This window comes from Arthrobacter sp. AL05 (genome assembly GCF_029960715.1).
GTDB lineage: Bacteria > Actinomycetota > Actinomycetes > Actinomycetales > Micrococcaceae > Arthrobacter.
On sequence record NZ_JASBRC010000002.1, the window covers coordinates 413900 to 438639 of the forward strand.

27 protein-coding genes are annotated in these 24740 nt (G+C 66.3%); 23 read left to right on the forward strand and 4 right to left on the reverse strand.

Features of this window, described 5'->3' with window-relative positions; genetic code table 11:
* Positions 1 to 3 precede the first annotated feature (3 nt).
* From pgsA to QK287_RS04175, 3 genes are all read left to right on the forward strand, one after another.
* Positions 4 to 645, forward strand: a complete 642-nt coding sequence (gene pgsA / locus QK287_RS04165) for a CDP-diacylglycerol--glycerol-3-phosphate 3-phosphatidyltransferase (protein WP_282359384.1) — start codon at positions 4 to 6, stop codon at positions 643 to 645.
* Positions 642 to 1154, forward strand: a complete 513-nt coding sequence (locus QK287_RS04170) for a CinA family protein (protein WP_226774372.1) — start codon at positions 642 to 644, stop codon at positions 1152 to 1154. Before pgsA ends, QK287_RS04170 begins: the two co-directional genes overlap by 4 nt.
* 140 nt (positions 1155 to 1294) lie before the next feature.
* The gene (locus tag QK287_RS04175) at positions 1295 to 1747 is read left to right on the forward strand and encodes a helix-turn-helix transcriptional regulator (protein ID WP_282359385.1); all 453 of its coding nucleotides are present in this window, start codon (positions 1295 to 1297) and stop codon (positions 1745 to 1747) included.
* 80 nt (positions 1748 to 1827) lie between these two features.
* On the opposite strand, the gene QK287_RS04180 is transcribed toward QK287_RS04175, so the two are convergent.
* The gene (locus QK287_RS04180) at positions 1828 to 2337 is read right to left on the reverse strand and encodes a MarR family winged helix-turn-helix transcriptional regulator (RefSeq protein WP_226774370.1); all 510 of its coding nucleotides are present in this window, start codon (positions 2335 to 2337) and stop codon (positions 1828 to 1830) included.
* Between the two features lie 45 nt (positions 2338 to 2382).
* Here QK287_RS04180 and QK287_RS04185 point away from each other — a divergent pair, with 45 nt between their 5' ends.
* The 6 genes from QK287_RS04185 (at position 2383) to dapF (ending at position 8097) form a co-directional block, all read left to right on the forward strand.
* Positions 2383 to 2601, forward strand: coding sequence for a DUF3046 domain-containing protein (locus QK287_RS04185; protein WP_226774369.1), 219 nt, complete (start codon positions 2383 to 2385; stop codon positions 2599 to 2601).
* A 276-nt stretch (positions 2602 to 2877) separates the two neighbouring features.
* Positions 2878 to 3930 carry a recombinase RecA gene (recA, locus tag QK287_RS04190; protein ID WP_226774368.1) on the forward strand — a complete coding sequence of 351 codons (1053 nt, stop codon included), beginning with the start codon at positions 2878 to 2880 and terminating at the stop codon, positions 3928 to 3930.
* A 103-nt stretch (positions 3931 to 4033) separates the two neighbouring features.
* Positions 4034 to 4549, forward strand: a complete 516-nt coding sequence (locus QK287_RS04195) for a regulatory protein RecX (RefSeq protein WP_226774386.1) — start codon at positions 4034 to 4036, stop codon at positions 4547 to 4549.
* Positions 4546 to 6114 carry a tRNA (N6-isopentenyl adenosine(37)-C2)-methylthiotransferase MiaB gene (miaB, locus tag QK287_RS04200; protein WP_282359386.1) on the forward strand — a complete coding sequence of 523 codons (1569 nt, stop codon included), beginning with the start codon at positions 4546 to 4548 and terminating at the stop codon, positions 6112 to 6114. The genes QK287_RS04195 and miaB overlap by 4 nt, the downstream gene beginning before the upstream one ends.
* Before the next feature lie 69 nt (positions 6115 to 6183).
* Positions 6184 to 7080 (forward strand): tRNA (adenosine(37)-N6)-dimethylallyltransferase MiaA, encoded by an 897-nt coding sequence (gene miaA, locus QK287_RS04205; protein WP_282359427.1) that lies wholly within the window; start codon positions 6184 to 6186, stop codon positions 7078 to 7080.
* A 60-nt stretch (positions 7081 to 7140) separates the two neighbouring features.
* Positions 7141 to 8097 (forward strand): diaminopimelate epimerase, encoded by a 957-nt coding sequence (dapF, locus tag QK287_RS04210; protein ID WP_226774366.1) that lies wholly within the window; start codon positions 7141 to 7143, stop codon positions 8095 to 8097.
* On the opposite strand, the gene QK287_RS04215 is transcribed toward dapF, so the two are convergent.
* Complete coding sequence (locus QK287_RS04215; RefSeq protein WP_226774365.1) at positions 8078 to 8692, reverse strand: methyltransferase; 615 nt, start codon at positions 8690 to 8692, stop codon at positions 8078 to 8080. The genes dapF and QK287_RS04215 overlap by 20 nt on opposite strands.
* Before the next feature lie 544 nt (positions 8693 to 9236).
* On the opposite strand from QK287_RS04215, the gene hflX reads away from it, so the two are divergent.
* The gene (gene hflX, locus QK287_RS04220; protein ID WP_282359387.1) at positions 9237 to 10805 is read left to right on the forward strand and encodes a GTPase HflX; all 1569 of its coding nucleotides are present in this window, start codon (positions 9237 to 9239) and stop codon (positions 10803 to 10805) included.
* On the forward strand, positions 10798 to 12984 hold the full coding sequence (locus QK287_RS04225) for an ATP-dependent DNA helicase (RefSeq protein WP_282359388.1): 2187 nt from the start codon (positions 10798 to 10800) through the stop codon (positions 12982 to 12984). Before hflX ends, QK287_RS04225 begins: the two co-directional genes overlap by 8 nt.
* A 261-nt stretch (positions 12985 to 13245) precedes the next feature.
* Here the strand turns inward: QK287_RS04225 and lexA are convergent, their stop codons facing one another.
* The gene (lexA, locus tag QK287_RS04230; RefSeq protein WP_226773806.1) at positions 13246 to 13992 is read right to left on the reverse strand and encodes a transcriptional repressor LexA; all 747 of its coding nucleotides are present in this window, start codon (positions 13990 to 13992) and stop codon (positions 13246 to 13248) included.
* Between the two features lie 342 nt (positions 13993 to 14334).
* Between lexA and QK287_RS18500 the strand changes: the two genes are divergently transcribed.
* From QK287_RS18500 to QK287_RS04270, 8 genes are all read left to right on the forward strand, one after another.
* Positions 14335 to 14808, forward strand: a complete 474-nt coding sequence (locus QK287_RS18500; protein ID WP_309485673.1) for a LysM peptidoglycan-binding domain-containing protein — start codon at positions 14335 to 14337, stop codon at positions 14806 to 14808.
* Between the two features lie 67 nt (positions 14809 to 14875).
* Entirely contained in the window at positions 14876 to 15994 is a 1119-nt protein-coding gene (locus tag QK287_RS04240; RefSeq protein ID WP_226773805.1) for a histidinol-phosphate transaminase, read from the forward strand.
* Between the two features lie 64 nt (positions 15995 to 16058).
* A complete protein-coding gene (gene hisB, locus QK287_RS04245) occupies positions 16059 to 16685 on the forward strand; it encodes an imidazoleglycerol-phosphate dehydratase HisB (protein WP_226773804.1) in 627 nt (208 codons plus the stop codon).
* On the forward strand, positions 16682 to 17464 hold the full coding sequence (gene hisH / locus QK287_RS04250; RefSeq protein WP_282359389.1) for an imidazole glycerol phosphate synthase subunit HisH: 783 nt from the start codon (positions 16682 to 16684) through the stop codon (positions 17462 to 17464). Before hisB ends, hisH begins: the two co-directional genes overlap by 4 nt.
* Entirely contained in the window at positions 17465 to 17623 is a 159-nt protein-coding gene (locus QK287_RS04255; RefSeq protein WP_253033213.1) for a hypothetical protein, read from the forward strand.
* Between the two features lie 99 nt (positions 17624 to 17722).
* Positions 17723 to 18469: a bifunctional 1-(5-phosphoribosyl)-5-((5-phosphoribosylamino)methylideneamino)imidazole-4-carboxamide isomerase/phosphoribosylanthranilate isomerase PriA gene (gene priA / locus QK287_RS04260; protein ID WP_226774188.1), complete on the forward strand. Its 747-nt coding sequence runs from the start codon at positions 17723 to 17725 to the stop codon at positions 18467 to 18469.
* Positions 18470 to 18481: 12 nt separating this feature from the next.
* On the forward strand, positions 18482 to 19381 hold the full coding sequence (locus tag QK287_RS04265; protein WP_282359390.1) for an SseB family protein: 900 nt from the start codon (positions 18482 to 18484) through the stop codon (positions 19379 to 19381).
* 58 nt (positions 19382 to 19439) lie between these two features.
* A complete protein-coding gene (locus tag QK287_RS04270; RefSeq protein ID WP_226774190.1) occupies positions 19440 to 20762 on the forward strand; it encodes an MFS transporter in 1323 nt (440 codons plus the stop codon).
* Between the two features lie 125 nt (positions 20763 to 20887).
* On the opposite strand, the gene QK287_RS04275 is transcribed toward QK287_RS04270, so the two are convergent.
* Positions 20888 to 21274, reverse strand: a complete 387-nt coding sequence (locus QK287_RS04275; RefSeq protein WP_226774191.1) for a DUF1844 domain-containing protein — start codon at positions 21272 to 21274, stop codon at positions 20888 to 20890.
* Between the two features lie 407 nt (positions 21275 to 21681).
* Between QK287_RS04275 and infC the strand changes: the two genes are divergently transcribed.
* The 4 genes from infC (at position 21682) to QK287_RS04295 (ending at position 24673) form a co-directional block, all read left to right on the forward strand.
* The gene (infC, locus tag QK287_RS04280; protein WP_282359428.1) at positions 21682 to 22791 is read left to right on the forward strand and encodes a translation initiation factor IF-3; all 1110 of its coding nucleotides are present in this window, start codon (positions 21682 to 21684) and stop codon (positions 22789 to 22791) included.
* Between the two features lie 115 nt (positions 22792 to 22906).
* Positions 22907 to 23101 carry a 50S ribosomal protein L35 gene (rpmI, locus tag QK287_RS04285; protein ID WP_009358635.1) on the forward strand — a complete coding sequence of 65 codons (195 nt, stop codon included), beginning with the start codon at positions 22907 to 22909 and terminating at the stop codon, positions 23099 to 23101.
* Positions 23102 to 23219: 118 nt separating this feature from the next.
* A complete protein-coding gene (rplT, locus tag QK287_RS04290) occupies positions 23220 to 23696 on the forward strand; it encodes a 50S ribosomal protein L20 (RefSeq protein WP_282359391.1) in 477 nt (158 codons plus the stop codon).
* 65 nt (positions 23697 to 23761) lie between these two features.
* The gene (locus QK287_RS04295; protein ID WP_282359392.1) at positions 23762 to 24673 is read left to right on the forward strand and encodes an RNA methyltransferase; all 912 of its coding nucleotides are present in this window, start codon (positions 23762 to 23764) and stop codon (positions 24671 to 24673) included.
* Positions 24674 to 24740 lie beyond the last annotated feature (67 nt).

Sequence of the window (24740 nt, forward strand, 5' to 3'; positions counted from 1 at the left end):
AACGTGACTAGCGCCGAAGCAAACAGCACCGGATCCGCTTCCGGGATCTGGAATCTGCCCAACATCCTGACGATGCTGCGGATAGTGATGGTGCCGTTTTTCGTCTGGTTCCTGCTGCTCGATGCCCCCGGGCTCGTCGCCCAGAACGGCGTATGGCGCTGGATCGCCGGGGCGACTTTCGCCGTTGCGATCTACACTGACAAGCTCGACGGTGACATTGCCCGCAGCCGCGGCCTGATCACCGACTTTGGCAAGATCGCCGACCCGATCGCGGACAAACTGCTGATCGGCTCGGCTCTTGTGATGCTCTCGCTGCTGCAGGAGCTGCCCTGGTGGGTCACCATCCTGATCCTGGTCCGGGAATGGGGCATCACCGCCCTGCGCTTCGTTGTTATCCGCTACGGCGTGATTCCGGCCTCGCGCGGCGGGAAACTCAAGACCGTCACCCAGACGGCGGCGATCTTCCTCTACATCCTTCCGCTGGCCCCGATCGCCCCGTGGCTTGGCGTTGTGGCCTTTGTGGTTATGATGGCGGCCCTCGCGATAACCGTTTGGACCGGCGGAGAATATGTCATCGAGGCCCTCAAGCTGCGCGCCAGCGGCATCCGGGCGCAGCAACAAAAGAAGCTGGAGGGAAGGTCATGAGCAGTCTCCACCCCGCGATTAACCTGCATCGGCTGGCCGAAGAGGCCGTCGCCGGAGCGATCGGCCGCGGACTGACCGTCGCCACGGCCGAATCCCTCACCGCCGGCATGGTCGCCGCGATGCTGGCCGACACCCCCGGTGCCTCCGGCATGCTCCAGGGCGGTGTGGTGTCCTACCAGAACACCGTAAAAGCCGACGTCCTGGGGGTATCCCGGGAACTGCTCGAGACCGTCGGAGCCGTCGACGGCCGGGTTGCCGAAGCCATGGCGGCGGGGGCACGCAGAATCTGCGGAGCCGACGTCGGGATCTCCACTACCGGGGTTGCCGGCCCCGAGCCGCACGGCGGCAAGGACGTGGGTTCCGTTTTTATCGGCGTCGCCACGGCGGAGGGTGCGACGTCGTACGCCTACAGCTTCGAGGGCAACCGGCCGGAAATCCGCGGCCAGGCCTGTGCCGCCGCGCTGGAACGGCTCCTTGAGATACTGGCAGGCGAAGGCGACCGGGCGTAAAGTTGCCGGGAACAAATCTGCACTGCGAATAGTTGTTACATTATGTCGCTTCCGTAGATAGGAGGCGCCTAGGATGAAAGCATCATCAGTGTCCGCTGTGACCGGCGGGCTCGACATAAAGAGGGAGCAAGGCGATACAGATGGTAAAGCAGCCCGTATCCGTTAACGGCGTTGTCCGCTGGAAGGATGTGGGCCTCGCCGATCAGGCTAAGAGCGAACAGAAGGAGCGCAAAATGGTTGTACTTCGTCACGAAATCGGTGATGTTCTGCGCGACGTCCGCCAACGCCAAGGCCGTACCCTCCGCGAAGTCTCGCACAGTGCCCGAGTGTCCCTGGGCTACCTGAGTGAGGTGGAACGGGGCCAGAAGGAAGCCTCCTCGGAGCTGCTCTCCTCGATCTGCTCGGCCCTGGATGTTCCGCTCTCCGGTATGCTCCGCGAAGTCAGTGACCGTGTTGCCGTCGCCGAAGGCGTTGCGGTTCCGGACACCGTCCCGCAGGAGTTCGCCCAGCGCTACGGCCGTGACCTGGACCGTGCGCTAAACTCCGAGCTCAACGATGAGTTGGCCAAGGGCCTCCTCTCCGGGGCACGCTAGCCCCGACTGGAACCACTCGACAAAGGACCCCGGCGGTGTGCCGGGGTCCTTTGTGTGTCCGGTGGGGTGGAACGAGGCAGCTACTGCGGTTCGTCGCGGGGAAAACCGTCACGCTCGTAGGTCGCGTTGAGCTTTGCAATGTAGCGTGAAAGGGTCTGCAGTTCTTCCGGCGGCCACTCGCCAAGCCGTTCGCGGAACACTTCGCGCCGCGCGTCCTGCACCTCATGCATCCTTTCCTCACCCACCGGCGTCAGCCGGATCATCTGGGCGCGGCCGTCGAGCGGATCGGCTTCCTTGGAGACCAGGCCGAGGCGTTCGAGGAAGGCGACCTGCCGGCTCACAGAGGGCTTTCCGACACCGAGGCTGGAGGCAAGTTCGGTCAGCCGCATGGAACCCTGGCGGCGGATGACAATCAGCAGTCCGTAGGCCGCCGGCTCCATGTCGGGGTGGACCTGGCGCGAGAGGTGGTGCGAGATGGACCGCGCGCGGCGCCAGAGCAGGCTCAACTGGTGCTCGACGTCGGTCAGCGCCGCGTCGGTGGAGTTATCAGTGACGCCGGGGAACCCAGGGCCTGCGGCGGGAATGCTCATGGCCACCATTCTAGAGTCCCCGGGGCACCGTGAGAGACTCTAGGGGTGCGAATCAGTGACTTTTGGCGCCTCATGGACGACGAATTCGGGGCCGGGTACTCCCGTGTCCTTGGCAGCTCCCTCGTCTTGGCCGGTGTCGGCGGCCGGACCGCCGACCAGGCCCTGGGCGCCGGCGTTGCCCCCCGGCAGGTATGGCTGGCGCTGTGCGACGTCCAGGATGTGCCGCCCGAGCGGCGGCTGGGCCGGGACGTCAAACCCCGCTGACGCAGACCCCGTGCGGCCGAACGAAGGGTCCGGCCCTGCGGCCACGCCGTGGCGGCGAACGACTGACACGCCGCGCCGATTGTTCGAATATCTGTTCGGGTAGGGCTATGCTTTTTTTAGAGCTTTTTCCACATATGCGGGGCAGGCAGACAACTCTGTCGGTGGGTGCCGGTAGTTTCAGTATCGACCGCAAACTGATCGTGACCGCAGATCAGGAACAGTACACAGGGCCCGAAACGGCCACTCCACAGCGAGAAAGTATTAGAGGTGTGAACCATGGCCGCAGCCCCGGATCGCCAGAAGGCGCTCGACGCAGCGCTTGCCCAGATTGACAAGCAGTTCGGCAAGGGCTCGGTAATGCGCCTGGGCGACGAAGTCCGTGCGCCGATCGAGGTCATTCCCACCGGCTCCATCGCCTTGGACGTTGCGCTGGGAATTGGCGGCCTGCCGCGGGGCCGCGTTGTGGAAATCTACGGTCCGGAATCCTCCGGTAAGACCACCGTGGCACTGCACGCTGTCGCCAATGCCCAGCGCCTGGGCGGCATCGCCGCATTCATCGACGCCGAACACGCACTGGATCCCGAATATGCCGCCAAGCTAGGCGTCGACACCGATGCGCTGCTGGTCTCCCAGCCGGACACCGGCGAGCAGGCCCTGGAAATCATGGACATGCTGATCGGCTCCGGCTCCCTGGACGTTATCGTTATCGACTCCGTCGCGGCGCTTGTTCCCCGCGCGGAAATCGAAGGCGACATGGGCGACAGCCACGTGGGTCTGCAGGCCCGACTGATGAGCCAGGCCCTCCGAAAAATTACCGGCCGTCTAAGCCAGACCAAGACCACGGCAATTTTTATCAACCAGCTGCGCGAAAAGATCGGCGTCTTCTTCGGGTCCCCGGAAACCACCACCGGTGGCAAGGCGCTGAAGTTCTACGCGTCCATCCGCATCGACGTTCGCCGGATCCAGACCCTGAAGGAGGGCGCGGACTCCGTCGGTAACCGCACCAAGGCCAAAATCGTTAAGAACAAAATGGCACCGCCCTTCAAGATCGCCGAGTTCGACATCATTTACGGCCAGGGGATCTCCCGCGAGGGCGGCATCATCGACATGGGTGTTGAACACGGGCTGATCAAGAAGTCCGGGTCCTGGTTCACGTACGACGGTGACCAGCTGGGCCAGGGAATGGAAAACTCCCGGCGTTTCCTGCGCGATAACCCCGAGCTGGCCACCGAGCTGGAACGGCTTATCAAGGAGAAGCTGGGCGTCGGAGTGAAGGCCCCCGCCGAGACCGAAGCATCCCCAAAGCTGAAGGCCGTTGACGGCTTCTAACCGCCGGCCGCGCCAGGGGGCAGGGTTCCCCGCCCGGAGCCCTGCCCCCGCCAACGAGAGGGATGCCGGGGTTAGCGCGGACCCGGCGGCCCTTGCCCGTGCAATTGTGCTCCGGCAGCTGACCAGCGCGCCCAAGACCCGGCTGCAGCTTGCCCGCAAGCTCGCGGAACGGGACGTACCCGACGACGTTGCCAACGCCGTGCTCGACCGTTTCGAAGAAGTGAAGCTCATCGACGACGCGGATTTCGCAGACATGTGGGTGCGGTCCCGTTCGCAGAGCCGCAAACTCGCCAAAGGGGCACTCCGGCGCGAACTCACCGAGAAGGGCATCGACTCGGACACCGCCGCCGCTGCCCTCGAACAGCTCAGCGACGCGGCCGAGGAAGATGCGGGCCGCGAACTGGTACGACGGAAACTCCGCGGCCTGACCGGCTTCGCGGACCGCGCAGAGCGCGACAAAACCACCCGCAGGCTGGCGTCCATGCTCGCCCGCAAGGGCTACCAACCTTCCCTGGCGTTCCGGATCGTCGGCGAAGTGCTGGATGCGGCCGTTGCAGGGTCCGGGCCGGAATCCTGGGAAACCCCGGCACGGCGCCGACCCGGTACCCTTAACAGGTGAGTTTGACCATTCCCTCCCCAGCAGCCGGCAACACCCCTTCCACGGACGCCTCGTCGGCACCCGGCGACGGGCCGGTGCCTGTGCCGCCCCGCACCTACCAGGTGCGCACTTACGGCTGCCAGATGAATGTGCACGACTCCGAGCGGATGTCCGGAATGCTCGAAGCGGCAGGCTATGTTCCGGCCGCCGGCGACCTCGCCGATGTTGTGGTCTTCAACACCTGTGCCGTGCGGGAAAACGCCGACAACAAGCTTTACGGCAATCTCGGCATGCTGGCGCCGGTCAAAGCCGCCAACCCGGGAATGCAGATCGCCGTCGGGGGATGCCTGGCGCAGAAGGACCGGGACACCATCCTGAAAAAGGCTCCGTGGGTGGACGCCGTCTTCGGAACACACAATGTCGGCGCCCTGCCGGCGCTGCTGGAACGGGCCCGCCACAACAACGAAGCACAGCTGGAAATCCTCGAGTCGCTCGACGTTTTCCCTTCCACACTGCCCACCAAACGCGACTCGGTGTATTCCGGCTGGGTATCGATCTCCGTTGGGTGCAATAACACCTGCACCTTCTGCATCGTCCCGGCCCTGCGCGGCAAAGAAAAGGACCGCCGCCCGGGAGACATTCTGGCCGAGATTCAGGCGCTCGTGGCCGACGGGGCGATCGAAGTAACCCTATTGGGCCAAAACGTGAATTCCTACGGCGTGGAGTTCGGTGACCGGCAGGCGTTTTCCAAACTGCTGCGCGCCTGCGGTGATATCCCGGGCCTGGAACGGGTGCGCTTCACGAGCCCGCACCCCGCCGCTTTTTCAGACGACGTCATCGACGCCATGGCCGAGACCCCGAACGTGATGCCGCAACTGCACATGCCACTGCAGTCCGGCTCGGACAAGGTCCTCAAGGAGATGAAGCGGTCGTACCGGTCCACCAAGTTCCTCGGCATCCTGGACAAGGTCCGAGCAAAGATTCCGCACGCCGCCATCTCCACTGACATTATCGTCGGATTCCCCGGCGAAACCGAGGAGGACTTCCAGGCCACCCTGGACGTTGTGGAGAAGTCCCGCTTCGCCACAGCCTTTACCTTCCAGTACTCCAAGCGGCCGGGAACGCCCGCCGCGGAGCTGCCGGACCAGCTCCCCAAAGCCGTTGTGCAGGAGCGTTTCGAACGCCTTACCGCACTGCAGGACAGGATTGCGGCCGAGGAGAACGCCCGCCAGCTCGGCCGGCGCGTCGAGGTGATGGTCACCGCCCATGCCGGGCGTAAGTCCGAGGAAACCCATCGGCTCTCCGGCCGGGCACAGGACCAGCGGCTGGTCCACTTCTCCGTGCCTGACGGCGCCGAGACGCCGCGCCCCGGTGACCTCGTTACGGTGACCATCACCGGGGCAGCGGCGTTCCACCTCGTCGCCGACCCGGCGACCGTGGCGGACTTCAGTCTTCGCCGTTCCCGCGCCGGCGACGCCTGGGACAGGTCGCAGGCGGATTCCTGCGGCGCCCCCGCCCCGGCATCGTCAGCCGGAACGAAGGGTGTGTCCTTGGGCATGCCGGCACTGCCCGTGCGCAGCAGCTAGCCCGTGAAAGCCTCGCAGGACGCCCCGGCCGGCCTGGAACCTGTCGCGGGAACCGGCGCCACGCCGGGAATGCCGGTGATCGCCGTCGTCGGGCCGACCGGCTCCGGCAAGTCCGATCTTGCCGTCTCGCTGGCGCTGGAACTCGACGGCGAAGTCATCAATGCCGACTCGATGCAGTTCTATCGAGGCATGGACATTGGCACCGCGAAAATCACCGAGGCCGAACGCAGGGGAGTGCCGCACCACCTTCTGGACATCCTGGACGTGACCGAGGAAGCCAGCGTCTCCGACTTCCAGCAGCACGCCCGAGGGCTCATTGCCGCCATCCATGCCCGCGGCAAACGCGCCATCCTGGCAGGGGGATCCGGTCTCTACGTCCGCGCAGCCCTTGACGTGCTGGAATTCCCCGGCACCGATCCGGTCATCCGGAGCAGGCTGGAGACCGAACTGGAAAACGACGGACCGGCGCTTTTGCGTGCGCGGCTCGAAGGCGTGGACCCGGTTTCCGCGGGCCGGCTCGGCGACGCGCGCCGGATTGTCCGCGCCCTGGAGGTGTTCGAGCTGACCGGGCGGCCTTTCAGCTCCTTTATGCCCAGCCGCGAGTACTTCCAGCCGGCCGTCCAGATCGGGCTCGAGGTGGACCGTGAACGGCTCCGGGAACGGCTCGCCCGCCGGGTACACACCATGGCTGACCGCGGGCTGCTGAACGAGGTCAGCAGGCTGGATGCGGCCGGACTCCGGCGGGGCAGAACAGCACCCCGGGCCCTCGGCTATGCGCAATTCCTCAAGGTCCTCGACGGCGAATCCGACCCAGCCCAGGCAGTGGCGGAAACCATCGTCGCGACCCGGCAGTTTGCCCGGCGCCAACTCACCTGGTTCCGCGCCGACCCCCGAATAGGCTGGCTCGACTGGCAGGACCCGGAACTGTTGGCCAAGGCCGCCGCGCTTTGCGGCGGAGCCGAGTGACCGGATCGTGGTGCCACGGCCGTTTTCCAGCGGCACGCCCCGCGACGGTACCCTTGGTGCATGGATGAAGACTTGGCCGTGGCCGCTGACCGTAAACCCTCCGGGGACAGTGCAGCCCTGGGCGGGCTGAAGTTTTCCAAAGGCCACGGGACGGGCAACGACTTTGTTCTGCTCGCAGACCCCCACGGCACCCTGGCGGTCACCCCGGAGCAGGTTGTCGCACTGTGTGACCGTCATCTGGGAATCGGCGGGGACGGACTGATTCGCGCCGTCCCGTCCCGGCTGCTCGCCGAGGGCCGCGAACTGTTGACGCAAAACCCCCAGGCCGAGTGGTTTATGGACTACCGCAACGGCGACGGCTCACTGTCGGAGATGTGCGGCAACGGTGTCCGCGTCTTTGTCCACTTCCTGGTCAGTGAAGGCCTGATTGAGCTTCCGGCCGGCGAAGCAACGACCATCGGCACCCGGGGCGGCGCCAAGACAGTCGTTCGCACCGCGTCCGGCTACGCGGTGGACATGGGCCCCTGGGAATTCATTTTCCCGGGTGAGGCCACCGCCCGGTCCATGGATTCGCTGGTCAGCGCCGCAGGGTTGGAAGTGGCACGGCCGGCGCTCTCCGTCAGCATGGGCAACCCGCATACCGTTGTGGCGTTGGCAGAAGCCGCTGAACTGGATGGCACGCAGCTCTTTACCGCACCCCACGTTGACCCTGCACCGCCGCACGGCACCAACGTCGAATTCGTGGTTCCCGCCGAGCCGCTGGTCCACGAGGGCGTCGGTACCATCACGATGCGCGTATATGAGCGCGGAGTCGGGGAAACCCAGTCGTGCGGCACCGGCGCCTGCGCCGCGGCCGTCGCGATCCGCCACTGGGCCGGCCAGGGCGCCCCGGACGCCTGGAACGTCCACGTCCCCGGTGGTGTGGTCGGCGTGAAGTTCTTCCTCGGCGCGGAGGGGCACGAGCATGTCGAACTCAGCGGCCCCGCCGTGATCGTCGCTAGTGGGACGCTTTCCTGACCCGAAGGATTCGAAACGACTTCGACGTGCTCTCCCGGGTCACGGTGAAGCCGCTGTCCAGCTCCGCTGCGAGCCAGCGCTGAAGGGAATCGGCACCGAGGTTCTTTTGCACTACCAGCCAAGCTGAGCCGCCCGGAACCAACCGCGGCAGCCACCGGAGCAGGAGTGCGTGCAGCTCGTCCTTGCCGATCCGGATCGGCGGGTTGGACCAGATGGTGTCAAAGCGAAGCTCAGGGTCGACGGCGTCGGGCGTGCTGGCCGTGACATTCTTCAGTCCCAGCAGCGCCGCGTTTTCGTTGCTCAGGGTCACACAGCGTTCGTTGACGTCGACGGCGTAGACGTGTGAGTGGGGTGCCCGCAGGGCCATAGTCAGCGCGATCGCGCCCCAGCCGCAACCGATGTCCAGCAATGTCCCCTGCGGCGCCGGCGCCGGGGCCTCGGCCAGCAGCACGGCAGTGCCTTTGTCGACACCGTCCGGGCTGAAGATGCCCGAGGACGTCTGCAATTGCCGGGTTGCCCCGGCCAGTTCCACTGTGAGTGGCTTGCGGGTGAACGGCCCGGCCGGCTGGGCGGTGAAATAGTGTACAGACTCCATAACCTGCCAGATTAGTTGCCTGCCTGCGCGGATGGGAAACCGGCAGGAGCCAGGTGCGCCGCCGGGCGGAGGCCAGTGCGTCCGGTCCGGGGGAACTTCGCCGTCTGCTAGGCTTAAAAGCATGTTCTTGAACTTCAAGTAGCCGGCGCGGGTTAAAAGGCGCGGGTTAGAGGCCCGGGTTAAAGGCTCGGATTAAATGGCCCGGGTTAAATCCCGTCCCCGCAGCGACGCAGGTAGTCACCTTCCGCTCAGCGCGCCACCCACGATGCTCCCGACATGGACCCACCGCTGGCGCCCGTCCCACTTGGAGATTGGCAGTGCTTATTGCGGCGCGGCCTGCGAAGCTTCTCGTCCTTCTCAAGGCGCCAACCGTGCCTGTTCCCTTTCCCGCCGCTCCGATGAGGAGCCCTTTATGCCCGAAGCGCCGTTGCCTCAGGCAACCCAGGAGTCCCGTTTGACCAATAGTCGTCAGCCCAGCGCGAATACCGCCCCACGCAGCACCGATCGGCACTATTCTGAAACTGCCAAACCTCTAAAGGAGACCATGACCAGTCAGCCCAACACCGGACCCGATTCAGCAGCCCAGGACATGAGTCCTGCGGAAATCCAGGCTGTCATCGACCGGATCCTCGCCAAGGACAACCCTGCCCGGGAGCCAGCCCAGACTGCCGGTGCGCCCGCCTCGGTGCTCGGCAAGGCGCAGGCCATTTCCCGGCGGGGCGAAGAGCACAGCAGCTACGACGGCGACCAACAGGACCTCGAGGAACGGCACGCACTGCGCCGGACCGCCGGGCTTTCCACCGAGCTTGAAGACGTCACCGAAGTCGAATACCGCCAACTTCGACTTGAGCGCGTCGTCCTGGCCGGGCTCTGGACCGAAGGGACCCTCGCGGATGCCGAGAATTCGCTCCGCGAACTCGCCGCACTGGCCGAGACCGCGGGTTCGGAGGTCCTCGACGGGATCGTCCAGCGCCGCCCCAAACCCGATCCCGGTACCTTTCTCGGCTCCGGTAAGGCCCAGGAGCTCAAGGACATTGTGATGTCCACCGGCGCGGATACCGTCGTCGTCGACGCCGAACTGGCACCCTCGCAGCGCCGCAGCCTGGAGGACATCGTCAAGGTCAAGGTCATCGACCGGACGGCCCTGATCCTGGACATCTTTGCCCAGCATGCCAAGAGCCGCGAGGGTAAAGCCCAGGTGGAACTCGCGCAGCTCGAATACCTGCTTCCACGGCTGCGCGGCTGGGGCGACTCGATGTCACGCCAGGCCGGTGGCCAGGTAGGCGGCGCCGGCGCCGGCATGGGTTCGCGTGGTCCCGGTGAAACCAAGATTGAACTGGACCGCCGCCGGATCCGCACCCGGATGGCCAAGCTGCGCCGTGAAATCGCAGCAATGAAGCCGGCGCGGGAAACCAAACGGGCCAACCGCCGTCGCAATTCCGTGCCGTCGGTAGCGATCGCCGGGTACACCAATGCCGGCAAGTCCTCGTTGCTGAACCGCCTGACCGACGCCGGAGTCCTGGTGGAGAACGCCCTGTTCGCCACGCTGGATCCGACGGTGCGCAAAGCCGAAACCTCGGACGGCCTGGGCTACACGCTGGCAGATACCGTCGGCTTCGTCCGTTCGCTGCCCACCCAGCTCGTGGAGGCATTCCGCTCCACCCTGGAGGAAGTCGCGGACGCGGATCTGATCCTGCATATCGTGGATGTCTCGCACCCGGATCCGGAAGGCCAGATCGCGGCCGTCCGGGCCGTCTTCAGCGAAGTCGATGCCCGCAAGGTGCCGGAAATCATCGTCCTGAACAAGGCCGACGCCGCCGACCCCTTTGTGATCGAACGGCTTAAGCAGCGCGAACCTCGCCACATTGTGGCGTCGGCACGCACCGGGGAGGGTATCCCGGAACTTCTCAAAGCCATCAGCGAAGGCATCCCGCGGCCCAGCGTGAAGCTGGAACTCATGATTCCCTACAACCGCGGGGACCTGCTCAGCAAGCTGCACGAGACCGACGCCGAAATCCTTAGCCTGGACCACGAGGAAGCAGGCACCCGTGCCGTGGTGATGGTGCGTGAAGGCTTCGCCGCTGAACTGGATTCGTTCATCAGCAATGACTGAGGCAGCGGTGACCGGGGCGGAAGCCGACACGGACCACCCGGCGGGAACCGCCCGGGCAGCGGAGGACGCGGCCACGGCGGTCCCGGCGGCGGTGGACCCTGCCGGGACTGAACCGGACGCAAAGCCGCCGGCTCGAACAGGTGCCCGGGCCGGTGCGGAATTCGTCGTCGAACTGCTCGACCGCGCCGTGGCGGGAATGGGCGGCCAGAGCCGGGACGGCCAGCACGAGATGGCCCGGCAGGTGGCGCACGCGATTGACAGCGGCGACCACCTGCTGGTCCAGGCCGGCACGGGCACCGGCAAATCCCTCGCGTACCTGATCCCGCTGATCGCCCACTCGCTGGTCAGCGACAAGCCCACACTGGTCTCCACCGCCACCCTCGCCCTGCAGACCCAGATCGTTGGCAGGGACCTGCCCCGGCTGCTGAAGACCATCACCCCGGCGCTGGACCGGCCGGTCAAAATTGCCCTCGTCAAGGGACGGTCCAACTACGTGTGCCGGCATAAGCTCGACGGCGGCTTCCCTTCGGAAGAGCCGTCCGAAGGCCAGCTCTTCTCGCTCGGGGAGGATACCTCCGTGCCGCATTTTGCCGCCGCGATGGGCGGCCCGTCCTCCCAGCTCGGCAAGGAGGTCGTCCGGCTCCGCGACTGGGCCGAGGACACCTCGACGGGAGACCGGGATGAGCTTTTGCCAGGGGTCACCGACCGTGCGTGGCGGCAGGTCTCAGTTACCTCGATGGAGTGCCTTGGCGCGCAAAAATGCCCGCTGGCGGCAGAGTGCTTCAGCGAACTCGCCCGCCAGAACGCCGCGGACGCCGACGTTGTTGTCACCAACCACGCCATGCTGGCGGTCAGCGCCTTCGAGGGCCTCGCAGTGCTGCCGGAATACGATGTTGTGGTGGTCGATGAGGCCCATGAACTCCAGGACCGCGTGACCGGCGCGGTCTCCGGCCAGCTCTCCGTCGCGATGGTGCACGCCGCCGCGTCCGGGGCCCGGAAGCACACCGGCATTACGGTGGACGCGCTGAACAACGCCGCCGCCAACCTGGAACTTGCCATTGAGGGCGTCCCCGGCGGGCTGATGCCGAACGGGTTAAACAGTGAACAGCTGGACTGTGTCGACCAGTTGCGGGACGCGTGCCGCGCGGCCCTCTCGGATTCCAAGGGGGACAGCGCCAACACGGCCGACGGCGGCCGCCAGCTGGCGCGCTCGCGCCTGATGGTGATCCTGGAGCTATGCGAACGGCTGCTGGCGGCGCGGGAAAACCGTGAAGTGGTCTGGTTTTCCCGCAACAGCACCTTTGACCCGCAGCAGGGCTACTCCCAGCCCGACGAGTCCGCGCCCGCCCTGGTCAACATCGCTCCGCTCAGTGTCGCCGGCCGGCTCCGTGAGGGCCTCTTCGCGGACCACACTGTAATCCTGACCTCCGCGACCCTGGCGATCGGCTCCGCGTTCGAACCCGCCGCCGGCGGCTTGGGCCTGGTCGGCCCCGGGGCCCCCAGCTGGACCGGCGTCGACGTCGGTTCACCCTTCGAATACCCCAAACAAGGCATTCTCTACGTCGCCAAGCACCTGCCCAAGCCCGGCCGCGGCACGTCCCCGGAAGCCCTCGACGAACTCGAGAAGCTCATCCGCGCCTCCGGCGGCGGGGCGCTGTGCCTGTTTTCGTCCCGCCGCGCCGCCGAGGACGCAGCCGAGGCGATGCGGCCGCGGCTGGACGTCAGCATCCTATGCCAGGGCGACTCGACCATGACCGCGCTTGTAAAACAGTTCGCCGATGAACCGGACACCTGCCTCTTTGGCACCATGTCCCTGTGGCAGGGCGTTGACGTGCCCGGCGCCTCCTGCCGCCTCGTGGTGATCGACCGGATTCCGTTTCCGCGTCCCGATGACCCGCTGATGACTGCCCGGTCCCGCGCCGTGGCACAGGCCGGAGGCAACGGCTTTATGAGCGTTTCCGCGACCCACGCCGCCATCCGCCTGGCCCAGGGCGCAGGCCGGCTGATCCGGACCACCACGGACAGGGGAGTGGTGGCTGTGCTGGATTCACGGCTGTCCACCGAACGCTATGGCGGATTCCTCCGGGCGGCGTTGCCGCCATTTTGGCCCACCACCGATCCCGTGGTCGCCATGGCTGCCCTCGAACGGCTTGGGAAGGAATCCGGGCAGCCCAACTAGCGGCCGCTGACGGGACGGTTTGCAGTGTTTTGGTGCTCCCACCCGGTTCCTTGAACCGGGCCAGGGCTGCAGCACCGGGCCCTCGGCATTCCCGCCGCCGGCTCTCCATCAGGGGCCAGGGAAACTCAGGGGGCAGCGAACCTAAGGGGCAGGGAACATAAGGGGGCGGGGAACCGGGCCGAACGTGCCGGGGGTCATAAGGCCGCGGCCGGGCTACCGGCGCGCCGGGTCGTGGCCGGATCAAGCCGGCACCAACGCGGGCTACAGCGAGCGCAGTACCGAGACGACTTTGCCCATAATGACGGCGTGGTCGCCGAGTATGGGCTCGTACTGCGTGTTCTGCGGCAGCAGCCAGGTGTGGCCGTCGCGCTGCCGGAAGGTCTTAACGGTGGCCTCGTCGTCCAGCAGCGCGGCCACGATATCTCCGTTGACGGCGTCGCCCTGCTGGCGCACCACCACCCAGTCGCCGTCGCAGATGGCTGCATCGATCATGGAATCCCCGGCGACCTTGAGCATAAACAGCTCGCCGTGGCCCACCAGCTGGCGGGGCAACGGCATCACGTCCTCAACGACCTGATCGGCCAGGATCGGACCGCCGGCCGCGATCCGGCCCACCAGCGGCACCATGGCGGTGTCGGTGGCACTGCTCAACTCGGACACGGACAGCCCGCCCACGGTCCGCAGCCCGCCGGCCTTGGCGGCTGGGATCTTTGTGCTTCCCTCATCGAGGGTCAGCGGCATCAGCACTTCCATGGCACGCGGGCGCTTCGGGTCGCGCCGCAGGTAACCCAGCTTTTCCAGTTGTGCGAGCTGGTGGGTGACGCTGGAGAGGCTGGCCAGTCCTACCGTGTCGCCGATCTCGCGCATGGACGGCGGGTAGCCGTTGTCCGTCACGGAGCGCTGGATAGTTTCCAGAATCTTCTTTTGCCGAACGGTAAGGCTCTTCGGTGGCCGGGCAGCCTGCGGGCCCCGCTGGGTGGCCCTGCCGCCAGTGGCTTGTGCTGCCATGTTCGCCAACGCCTTTCCGTTCCGCCCGGCTGCCGTGGCTGCGGCCGCCGGGAACTTCCGGCCTGAAATGTCAGACCCTGCTGATCAACTGCAGAAGTGGTTGTTCTTTGAGTCAAACCTAGGCCAGCCACACCGCTTTTTCAAACATTTGTTCTAGCGAGTCTCGACAATGTTCGTTAATAAGTGCTAAAACAGAACTAACAAGATTCGAACATGTGTTCTATTACTTAGTTGCCCGTGCAGGGCATGGCGTTCGGTTGTTTGTTCGAAAGTTAGGCCGGTTGGCGGCACGTATGTGGAGTGCGCCGGGCGGCACAGTATGGTCCAGGAAGGGCTCAGTTCATGTCAGCATCAAGCGCGTTTCACGACACTTTCGGCCGCGACGCATTCGGCAACTACGGCCGGCACGACGCCGGCGCACCCGGCGGCGGGTCCGCCCCTGCCGTGCAGGACAGCCCCGGCAGCCGGCAGCTCAACGCCGTCCGCGGGCCGCGTGCCCGGCAGGCGCCGCTGAAGCTCACCCGCCGGGGGCGCCTTGTTTTTATCGGCGTGCCGCTGATGCTGCTGGCTGCACTGATTTTGACCCTGAGCGGCTTCCTCAACGCGCCCGCCAAAGCGGCAGAGTCCACCGCTGAGTTGTCACCCACACCAACTGTCACCGTGACGGTGCAGCCGGGGGAGTCGCTCTGGGCCATTGCCGCCGCCGTGGTGCCCAGCCGTGACCCCCGCGACGTCGTTGCCGACATCATCGAGCTGAACAACCTCGAGGCGGCACGCGTGGTGCCGGGCCAGGCCCTTTTCATTCCGTCCACGTAGGGCCATTGAGCGATGGGTCAGGTGTCACAGTTTCCGGGCCCGCGGCGATCTCACTTAAACTAGTGAGGTGACTGACCAGTTAGAGCGCCTGAACCGACTTCCCCTCCGGACCAATCTTCGCGGACTGACGCCCTACGGTGCGCCGCAGCTTGACGTTCCCATCCTGCTGAACGTCAATGAAAACACCCACGGTGTCCCGGCCGATGTGCTCGCCGCGATCTCGGAGGCGGTTACCCTTGCCGCCGCCGGCCTGAACCGCTATCCGGACCGCGAGTTTACGGAGCTGCGCGAAGCCCTTGCGGAATACCTGGGCCACGGGCTGGGCGCGGAGAACATCTGGGCGGCAAACGGTTCCAACGAGGTGCTGCAGCAGATCCTCCAGGCCTTCGGCGGTCCGGGGCGCACTGCCCTTGGTTTCCCTCCCACGTACTCTATGTATCCGCTGCTGGCCGCCGGAACGGACACCGGATACATCACGGGCATCCGTGCCGAGGACTACGGCCTGAGCGCCGGCTCGGCCGCCCGCCAGGTCCGGGAACTGCAGCCGAATATCGTCTTCCTGTGTTCCCCGAACAACCCCACCGGTACGGGTCTGGGCCTGGACGTGGTGAAGGCCGTGTACGAAGCCGGCGAAGCCAGCCAGACGATAGTGATCGTCGACGAGGCGTACCACGAGTTCGCCCACGACGGCACGCCGAGCGCCCTCACCCTCCTGCCCGGGCGGGAGCGCCTGATCGTCTCGCGCACCATGAGCAAGGCTTTTGCCCTTGCCGGTGCCCGCGTTGGCTACATGGCGGCAGCGCCCGAGGTCACCGATGCGCTGCGGCTGGTGCGGCTTCCGTACCACCTTTCGGCGATCACCCAGGCAACAGCCCTGGCCGCCCTGCGGCACCGGGTCGCCCTGATGGCGGATGTTGAGGACATCAAGCGACAACGGGACAGGATAGTTGCCGAGCTGCAGCGTATGGGCCTCAAGCCTGCTGCCTCTGATTCGAACTACGTCTTTTTTGGCGGTCTCGACAGTCCGCACGAGGTCTGGCAGGGGCTGCTGGACGCGGGTGTGCTCATTCGGGACGTTGGCATCCCCGGGCATCTGCGGGTCACTGCGGGCACTGAGACGGAAACCACAGCATTCCTCGGAGCCCTCGAGCGACTCCTGGCCGGCCGCGCAGCGCCGCCCGCCTAGACTTAACACCGGACATCCACACTGCCTGCACGCCGGGCACCGTCGTCATCCAAAGGACACCCACATGAGCATCCCCGGATCAACCGCTACCGAGGGCCGGACCGCACGCATGGAACGGACCACCAGCGAATCTTCCGTCCTTGTCGAGATCAACCTGGACGGAACCGGCGTCTCGGACATCAGCACCTCGGTCCCGTTTTATGACCACATGCTGACGGCGTTGAGCAAGCACTCCCTGATCGACATAACAGTCAAGGCCACCGGGGACACACACATCGACGTCCACCACACGGTCGAGGACGTCGCCATCACCTTCGGCGAGGTCCTGCGCACCGCCCTCGGCAACAAAGCCGGGATCCGGCGCTTCGGCGAAGCAACCGTCCCCCTCGACGAGGCGCTTGCGCACGCCGTGGTGGATGTTTCCGGCCGCCCGTACCTCGTCCACGGCGGCGAGCCTGCCGGCCAGGAGTACCACCTGATCGGTGGACACTTCACCGGTTCCCTGACCCGCCATGTGTTCGAAGCGATCACCCTGCACGCAGGGATCTGCCTGCACATGAACGTCACCGCAGGCCGGGATCCGCACCACATCGTTGAAGCCCAGTTCAAAGCCTTTGCCCGGGCCCTGCGTGCGGCCATTGAGCCTGATCCGCGCGTCGAAGGCATCCCGTCGACCAAGGGTGCCCTGTGACCGGCAAAGTGCTGAAGGACGGCGCCATCACCAACCCGGATGCCGGCAGGAAGCCAGCGTCGCCCGAGGGCAAGCCAACAGTCACGGTGCTCGACTACGGCTCGGGAAACATCCGTTCTGCCGTCCGCGCGCTCGAACGGGCCGGCGCCGAGGTTATCCTCAGTTCCAAGCCGGACGATGTGCTCAACGCCGATGGCCTCGTGGTCCCCGGCGTGGGCGCGTTTGAAACGGTGATGCGCGAACTCAAAGCCGTGGACGCCATCCGGATGATCGGCCGGCGCGTCGCCGGGGGCCGCCCGGTGCTTGCCATCTGCGTTGGCCTCCAGGTCCTCTTCGAAGCCGGCGTCGAGCACGGCACCGAAGTCGAAGGCATGGGGGAGTGGCCGGGGAAGGTCGAGCTCCTCCCCGCCGACGTGGTACCGCACATGGGCTGGAACACGGTTTCCGTTCCGGCTGGCTCCCGGCTCTTCGCAGGTGTCGAAAGCGAACGCTTTTACTTCGTGCACTCCTACGGTGTTCAGGAGTGGGACTTCGAGGTGGTCCAGCCTCGGATGAGCGCGCCGCTCGTTACGTGGTCGGAGCACGGGGCGCCGTTCATTGCGGCCGTGGAAAACGGCCCGCTGTGCGCCACCCAATTCCACCCCGAAAAGTCCGGCGACGCCGGTGCCCGCCTGCTCCGGAACTGGGTCGGGGGTTTGCGGGGACGAGCCGGGACGGCGGTAGCCACAAGCCCGAGGGCCGCCCCGGCCGACGCAGCCCCGGAAGCCGGGACCGCCTAGATGTGGTCCTTGGTCCTGATGGGGCTCGCCGGGCTGCTCGTCGGCGGTGCGCTGTCCTTCCGCCAGCAGAAGAGTCCGCGCTGGGTTCAGGCGGTCTTTTATGTCCTGGCCGGGATGGCGCTGCTCGCCGCGTACCTCCTGACGCTTCCCGCCGCCTGACCCCCCCGCTGAACCGACTCCCGCTGAACCGACTCCCGCTGAACCGACTCCACGCCGCACCCTGACCACCCGACGTCCCTGAAGAGCTGAGGATCCACGATGACCACCGAAACCCCGCTGCCCGTGCTGGAGTTGCTGCCCGCCGTCGACGTTGTCAACGGCCAGGCAGTCCGTCTCGTCCAGGGCGAAGCCGGCAGCGAAACGAGCTACGGCACCCCGTTGGATGCGGCGCTGAACTGGCAGCAGCAGGGCGCGGAATGGGTCCACCTCGTTGACCTCGACGCGGCCTTCGGCCGCGGTTCCAATGCCGAACTGCTCCGCGAAGTGGTTGGCCGGCTCGACATCAAAGTCGAACTCTCCGGCGGCCTGCGCGACGATGAATCGCTTGAGAAGGCTCTTGACCTCGGCGTAGCCCGCGTGAACCTGGGCACCGCCGCCCTGGAGAACCCGGAGTGGACCGCCCGGGTGATCGAGCGCTTTGGTGACAAGATCGCCGTCGGCCTGGACGTCCGCGGCACCACACTGGCCGGCCGCGGCTGGACCAAGGAAGGCGGGGACCTCTGGGACGTCCTCGGACGCCTCGAGGAAGCCGGTTGCTCCCGCTACGTCGTCACCGACGTCACCAAGGACGGCACCCTGCAGGGGCCCAACGTGGAACTGCTGCGCCAGATGGTGGAGAAGACCGGCAAACCCGTTGTAGCCTCGGGCGGGATTTCCAGCCTCGAGGACCTCAAGGTCCTGCGCTCCCTCGTGCCGCTCGGCGTCGAAGGCGCGATCGTCGGCAAGGCCCTCTACAACGGCAATTTCACCCTGCCTGAAGCCCTCGACGCCGCCGGCCGCCGCTAGCGCGCGCGCAGCATGGAGCACCTCTCCGGGGAAGAGCGCACGCCTGGTGACCGGGCCCCGGCACGGCCGCTGCCCGGTCATATCGCGGCGGCCCTGGCCGGCGCCGGCGGTCCGACAGACTCGGCAGGCCAGCCCTGGTCCGGCCGCACCTTGGCCGGCGAAGCTGCCAGCGTGCACAACTTCGAGAACGACGACGGCGCAGCCGACGCCGGTTACCTCGCGGCGCTGACCGCACTGGCCGCCGGCGCCGGCGACGAAGCGGCGGTGGTGGCCGCGCTGTCGACCGCGCGGGTGTTTGTGCCGATTCTCGCCACGCTCGCCGAAGAAGGCGTTGGCGTTGCGGACCTGCATTCAGACAAGCAGGCCGATATGGCCCTCGTGACCCTCAAGGCGCCCGACGGCCGGACGGCGATGCCGGTGTTCACGTCCGCCGCTTCGCTCGCCGCCTGGCACCCGCATGCTCGCCCGGTGGCGGTCCATGCCGCCCGCGCGGCACTCTCCGCGGTCGCTGAGGGCGCGGAACTGCTGGTGCTGGACCCGGGTTCTCCGATCACCTTTGTGGTTCGGCGGCCGGCAGTGTGGGCCCTCGCGCAGCAGCGGGGCTGGACACCGTCCTATGCTGATCCGGAGCTGGCCCGGAGCCTTGGGGCGGCCGCCGTTGGCTTTCCTGCCGTTCGGCGGGTGGAAATTCATTGTGGCGGCGGAGTCGCCTCGCTTGCGGCCGATGGAAGGCAGCTTCCCGGCGGCGGCTCCGGCCCGGAACTCCGGGTGCTGCTGTACCTTGAAGACGGACTCGACGCCGCCGGCGTCCAGGCCATCGTGTCCGGTCTTAATGACGCCTGGGCGCGGAATGAAGTTTTTGCCGAGCGGGTTGACTCGATCGAAGTCAAACTGCAGCGCGCGGCGGAATAGGCCCCGGCCGGCGGGGGAGACTCCGCCGGCCCGGGCACGACCAGTAAGGATGTGATCCGTGAACTTCGCGATATACCGGGAGTTGCTGGCCGTTCAGCCGATCAGGCGGCTCCTGCTGATCGGAATGGTGGCCCGCATCCCGCACTCCGCTGCCGGCGTCTTACTGACCCTGCACATTGTGCTGACCCTCGGCCAAGGCTATGCGGCTGCCGGGGCAGCGGCCGCGGTGATGACAATTGGCATTGCCGTCGGTGCACCCTGGCGAGGACGGCGGGTAGATACTGTCGGGCTGCGCCGCGCGCTTATTCCCTCCGTCGTCTCTGAGGCGGTCATCTGGTCAGTGGTGCCGCACGTGTCCTACGAAGTGCTTTTGCCGCTGGTCTTTGTTGGTGGCCTGCTGACGCTGCCGATCTTCAGTGTGGTGCGCCAGTCCCTCGGCGTGCTGGCCTCCGGCGAACAGCGCCGGACGGCCTTCGCCCTGGACGCCATCTCCACCGAGTTGGTCTTTATGATCGGACCCGCAGCGGGTGCCCTGGTCGCGACCGCCGGACAGTCGGTGTTGGGGCTGACAATTGTCGGCATTGCCACCTCGGTTTCCGGGCTCTTCCTGATGTGGTTCAACCCGCCGACCCGCAGTGCCGAGTCTGACGGTGAGTCCGATGCGGTCTTTGGCGCCAGCCAGCAGGACGCCGCCGAAGCCGCCGTCGTGGCAGCCGCCCCGGCGCACCTGCAGGAAGCCGCGGCCGAATTCGTCCCGCTTGCCGCCGCGGAGGACAGGCGGCTGGCGCCGGCCGGGCTCCGGCGCAGGGTCATCCACAATTTCAGCTGGTTCACCACCGCGGTCGCCGCGGTCTTCGCAGTTGCCGGCGGTGCCGGGATGGTCCTGAGCGGCACCGACGTCGGGATCGTGGCCGCCCTCGAAACCGGTGGCCACCAGGGTGAGATCGGACTGGTCTTCTTTTTCTGGTGCGCCGCGTCGGTGATCGGTGGTTTGCTGTATGGCGCCATGCACCGGCCGATCTCGCCGATCCTGCTGCTCCTTGGTATGTCCGCACTGACCATCCCGATGTCCTTGGCGCAGGACACCTGGACACTCAGCATCCTTTCGCTGCTGCCGGGACTGTTGTGCGCGCCGGTGCTGTCGGCCGCCTCGGAGAAGGTTGCCGAGCTCGTCGACGAGCGGCGCCGCGGCGAGGCGATGGGCTGGTACGGCTCGGCGCTGACCGGCGGCGTCGCGTTCGGCGCACCGCTTGCCGGGGTCTTTATCGACGGCGTCGGGCCCACCACCGGATTCCTGGCGGTCGGGGCGGGCGGGGTGCTCCTGTGCCTCGTGGGCCTGGTGCTGCAGCAACGCCGCCGCCGGCGCCTCGCTTCAGCCTGAGCCCCGGCCGGGACGGACCGCCGCTGGCCCGGCAGTTGCATGGACGACGGCTTTAACGGGGACGGCGGGCGGACCACAATGGTCTGCCCGCCGTCCCCGCGTACTCGCTGGTTTGCCGGTGGTGCCTAGTTGACTGCGCCGGTGTATTTTTCGCCCGGACCCTTGCCCGGGGCGTCCGGGATGACGGACTCTTCTCGGAAGGCCAGCTGCAGGGACCGCAGCCCGTCGCGCAACGGTCCGGCGTGCTGGGAACCGATTTCAGGCGCCGCCGCGGTGACGAGTCCGGCCAGCGCCGTGATCAGTTTGCGTGCCTCGTCAAGGTCCTTGAGTTCGTCGGCGTTCTCTTCGGCGGCCAGCCCAAGCTTCACTGCTGCGGCACTCATCAGGTGCACTGCGGCGGTGGTGATGACTTCGATTGCGGGCACCTCGGAGATGTCGCGGATCTGCTGTGAAACGTCGCCTTGGGCGTCGGCGGGCTCGTAAACGTGTGAATTACGCTCTGATGTGCTCATGCTGGTAAGCTTGTCACAGACCGACTGATTGTCGTTATTCCACTGTTTGCGCCGTTAGTTCACCGCTGCGGCCCAGCGTCGGGACAAGTCCGAACCCGCCATGCCCGTCATGGAGGTGCGTCGGACGGAATTTGTTCTGTAGAATCGATTTTCAGTTTGCAAGCGGAGTTCTCTCCCACCCGCGTCAGCCGCTCTCCTTCGGGAAGCTTCGCAAGAAGTAAGGTTGCCGGGTACCTGGTCGGGCATTCTTCCCGGGCGTCAGCCCGGCAGGATGTATGCCGCCTCATTCGAGGCCGGCAGCGCCGATCTTCGAGGCCTTCGATTGCTCCGGCAATTGGGGGCCTTCTCTTTTTGCCGGTGGAATACCCCCTTACGAACACAGGAGCCTTAACATTAGCGAGCCAAGAATCAATGAGCGTATCCGCGTCCCCGAGGTGCGGCTGGTCGGCCCTGCAGGCGAACAAGTAGGCGTTGTCCGTATTGAGGATGCCCTGCGTTTGGCTGCCGAGTCCGATCTTGATCTCGTTGAAGTTGCACCGCAGGCCAAGCCTCCGGTGTGCAAGCTGATGGACTTCGGCAAGTACAAGTACGAAGCCGCCGTCAAGGCACGTGAAGCCCGGAAGAACCAGACCAACACGGTCCTGAAGGAAATTCGCTTTCGCCTGAAGATTGACACCCACGACTACGAGACGAAGCGCGGCCACGCGCTCCGCTTCCTCGGCGCCGGAGACAAGGTCAAGGCCATGATCCAGTTCCGAGGCCGTGAGCAGCAGCGTCCCGAGATGGGCATCCGTTTGCTCCAGCGCTTCGCGGACGACGTCGCCGAGGTTGGCGTCGTGGAGTCCAGTCCCCGGATCGACGGCCGCAACATGGTCATGGTCGTTGGCCCGCTCAAGAACAAGGCAGAAGCCAAGGCAGAAGCCCGCCGGGCGTCGCAGCGGGCGGACGCCAAAGCCGAGAACGAAGCCAAAGCTTCAGGCCGCGTCGAAACCTCGGCACCTGATGCACCCTTGACCCAGTCGCTCGCGGATCTTCTTCCCGAGGGCTACCAGGTCCGGACCGAGGCGCCAGCAGCTGAGGAGGCCGTGCCAGCGGCTCCGGCCACGGAAGCCCTGGCAGCGGAAACCGTCCCCGACGTCGTCGAAGAGCCGGCGGAAACGGTCAAGGCTGACGCCGTCGCGGCCGACGCTGCCAAAACCGCCGAGGCTCCGGCCGCCGCGGCAGAGAAGGCCCCGGCTGCTAAGGCTGCCGTCCAGGAAAAGCCGAAGCAGGAGGCCGCCAAGGCCGCTCCGAAGCGTGAGGCGCCCAAGGCCGCCGCCAAGCCGGCAGTTAGCAAGGCCCCGGCAGCGCCCAAGGCCGCAGCCACGGCTCCGGAGGCTCCCGCGGCCGCTCCGGCGGCAGCACCGAAGCCGGTTGCTGCCCCGAAGCCGATCCCGCGGCCCTCGGCACCGAAGCCGGCCGCCCGGCCGGCCGCTCCAAGGGCCGCCGTCAAGCCGGCCGCCAAGAAGACCAACTAGTTCAGGGCTGCCGGACAGCAACGTCCGGCAGCAAGCAACCAGCACGCCGCCCGCAGGGGCGGCTGCACGAAAGACTGCAGACCCTGTCTGCGGATACGTAAGGAGATCGGTTCCCATGCCGAAGATGAAGACCCACAGTGGTGCTAAGAAGCGCTTCAAGCTGACCGGCAGCGGCAAGCTGCGCCGCCAGCAGGCTAACCGCCGCCACTACCTCGAGCACAAGTCCTCCAGGCTGACCCGCCGCCTCGCCGGCGACAAGATCGTCTTCAAGGGCGACGCCAAGGTCATCCGGAAGATGCTCGGCATCTAAGTTCCAAGTTCTCTGACTATTGCCACCTGGCAGTAGTCAACTACCAAAAAGGCTTCTCAGGCCAGCCGGTTTCTCCGGCAGTAGATGCTTGGGATCAGATTTTCTAAGGAGTACGCACGTGGCACGTGTGAAGAGGGCGGTCAACGCCCACAAGAAGCGCCGGGTTATTCTTGAGCGCGCCAAGGGCTACCGTGGACAGCGTTCACGCCTGTACCGCAAGGCCAAAGAGCAGCTGCTGCACTCGTTTGTGTACAGCTACGGTGACCGCAAAAAGAAGAAGGGCGACTTCCGCCGCCTCTGGATCCAGCGCATCAATGCTGCCTCCCGCGCCAATGGCCTGACCTACAACCGTCTGATCCAGGGCCTGAAGGCCGCTGAGGTCGAGGTTGACCGCCGGATGCTGGCCGAACTTGCCGTCTCCGACGCCAACGCCTTCGCCGCTCTTGTCAAGATCGCCAAGGACTCGCTGCCCGCCGACACGTCAGCTCCGGCCGTGCAGACCGAAGCTGCACCGGCCGCTTCGAAGCCGGCTGCGAAGAAGGCCCCCGCCAAGAAGGCCGCTGCCAAGCCGGCCGCCGACACGGCTGCCAAGTAGTACCTGAGCTCGTTCACGGACTACCGCGTTCAAGAACCGGCTCGAAAAGCTACTAAGGTTCTTATATGAACGAAACCGGGCGCCCGCAAGATGATGTACTTTCCAACCCTCGAGCTGATCGAGTGAGGAAGGTGGCACAACTTGCCGGGCGCCCGGCCCGTTTAAAGCGCCGCGAGTTCCTGGCCGAGGGGCCGCAGGCGGTCCGGGAGGCCTTGGTGCTGCACCGGAAGAGGCTGGCCGCGGGGGAGCCGGGCATTGTCTATGAGGTTTACGCGAGCGAGTCCTGCCTGGACCGGCACCCTGACCTGGAGACACTCGCCGAGGGCACCACAGCCTTTTTAGCCACCGACGAAGTCCTCGCCGCGATGGCGGATACGGTGACCCCGCAGGGTGTGCTCGCGGTCTGCGGCTTCCTCGATGTGAGCCTGGAGACGGTACTTGACGCCGGCCCGCGGCTGGTGGCGGTGTTGTGTGAGGTCCGCGACCCGGGTAACGCCGGCACCGTTCTGCGGGCAGCGGACGCGGCCGGCGCGGATGCTGTTGTCCTCACCGCTTCCAGTGTGGACATCTACAATCCCAAGGCGGTCCGATCGACGGCCGGGTCACTCTTTCATCTGCCAGTGGTGCTTGGTGCCGAGCCCGGGGAGCTGGCGGCCCGCTGCAAGGAACGTGGCATCGGAGTTCTCGCCGCAGACGGCGGAGGGGAACTTAATCTGGACCGGCTCCAGGACCAGAACGCTGCCCGCCGGCTGGGCGCACCGGCACCTGACGCCGGGTACGCGCTGGAAAGCCCGACGGCATGGCTCTTCGGCAACGAAGCCCAAGGGCTCTCCGATGAAGAGCTCGCCCTGGCCGACCACCGGGTGGCCGTGCCGGTCTACGGCGCGGCTGAAAGCCTCAATCTGGGGACCGCGGCAACCGTCTGCCTCTACGCCAGTGCCCGCTCGCAGCAAGACGTCGGAGCCCCGCAGCGCTAAGCCCCGCAGAGTCAGGCCCACAGAGTCAGGGACCGCGGGGCCGCTCCCGGTCCCGTGGCTACAACGA

Excerpts from the sequence above, each read along its gene's own strand:
- QK287_RS04170 (WP_226774372.1), top strand. The coding sequence starts at position 642 with ATGAGCAGTCTCCACCCCGCGATTAACCTGCATCGGCTGGCCGAAGAG.
- QK287_RS04175 (WP_282359385.1), top strand. The coding sequence starts at position 1,295 with ATGGTAAAGCAGCCCGTATCCGTTAACGGCGTTGTCCGCTGGAAGGAT.
- QK287_RS04180 (WP_226774370.1), bottom strand. The coding sequence starts at position 2,337 with ATGAGCATTCCCGCCGCAGGCCCTGGGTTCCCCGGCGTCACTGATAAC.
- recA (WP_226774368.1), top strand. The coding sequence starts at position 2,878 with ATGGCCGCAGCCCCGGATCGCCAGAAGGCGCTCGACGCAGCGCTTGCC.
- miaA (WP_282359427.1), top strand. The coding sequence starts at position 6,184 with ATGCCGGTGATCGCCGTCGTCGGGCCGACCGGCTCCGGCAAGTCCGAT.
- dapF (WP_226774366.1), top strand. The coding sequence starts at position 7,141 with ATGGATGAAGACTTGGCCGTGGCCGCTGACCGTAAACCCTCCGGGGAC.
- QK287_RS04215 (WP_226774365.1), bottom strand. The coding sequence starts at position 8,692 with ATGGAGTCTGTACACTATTTCACCGCCCAGCCGGCCGGGCCGTTCACC.
- hflX (WP_282359387.1), top strand. The coding sequence starts at position 9,237 with ATGACCAGTCAGCCCAACACCGGACCCGATTCAGCAGCCCAGGACATG.
- QK287_RS04225 (WP_282359388.1), top strand. The coding sequence starts at position 10,798 with ATGACTGAGGCAGCGGTGACCGGGGCGGAAGCCGACACGGACCACCCG.
- lexA (WP_226773806.1), bottom strand. The coding sequence starts at position 13,992 with ATGGCAGCACAAGCCACTGGCGGCAGGGCCACCCAGCGGGGCCCGCAG.
- QK287_RS18500 (WP_309485673.1), top strand. The coding sequence starts at position 14,335 with ATGTCAGCATCAAGCGCGTTTCACGACACTTTCGGCCGCGACGCATTC.
- hisB (WP_226773804.1), top strand. The coding sequence starts at position 16,059 with ATGAGCATCCCCGGATCAACCGCTACCGAGGGCCGGACCGCACGCATG.
- QK287_RS04255 (WP_253033213.1), top strand. The coding sequence starts at position 17,465 with ATGTGGTCCTTGGTCCTGATGGGGCTCGCCGGGCTGCTCGTCGGCGGT.
- priA (WP_226774188.1), top strand. The coding sequence starts at position 17,723 with ATGACCACCGAAACCCCGCTGCCCGTGCTGGAGTTGCTGCCCGCCGTC.
- QK287_RS04265 (WP_282359390.1), top strand. The coding sequence starts at position 18,482 with ATGGAGCACCTCTCCGGGGAAGAGCGCACGCCTGGTGACCGGGCCCCG.
- QK287_RS04275 (WP_226774191.1), bottom strand. The coding sequence starts at position 21,274 with ATGAGCACATCAGAGCGTAATTCACACGTTTACGAGCCCGCCGACGCC.
- rpmI (WP_009358635.1), top strand. The coding sequence starts at position 22,907 with ATGCCGAAGATGAAGACCCACAGTGGTGCTAAGAAGCGCTTCAAGCTG.
- QK287_RS04295 (WP_282359392.1), top strand. The coding sequence starts at position 23,762 with ATGAACGAAACCGGGCGCCCGCAAGATGATGTACTTTCCAACCCTCGA.